Genomic DNA, 320 nt, shown 5'->3' on the forward strand with positions numbered 1-320 from the left:
ACGTGCCAAAGAGCAAATAGGGCATCACGCTCTATTTGCTTTTTGACCACATGGCGTCAGCATTGTCGAAAGGTGGATTGTTTGATAAAATAATCCGTACGATTTGGACCGTGTCTGTGTCAAAAGGAGGGTGTACGCCAATGCCAAAGGGAGAGGGAAAGGTTGTTTCCCAAAACAAAAAAGCAAATCATGATTACTTTATAGAAGAAACTTACGAAGCCGGCCTTGTATTACAAGGAACTGAAATCAAATCGATTCGTGCTGGAAAAGTGAATTTAAAAGATTCCTTTGCCAAAATCGAGCGAGGAGAAGTGTTTCTT

The 320-nt window shown here is 41.2% G+C and carries 1 protein-coding gene; it reads left to right on the top strand.

What is annotated here, in order from left to right:
• Positions 1-140 precede the first annotated feature (140 nt).
• Positions 141-320, top strand: a 180-nt coding sequence (locus AC0IXA_RS27275; protein ID WP_471814878.1) for an SsrA-binding protein, incomplete at its 3' end; no start/stop codon positions are given.

Source organism: Pseudomonas sp. AC083 (genome assembly GCF_979253165.1).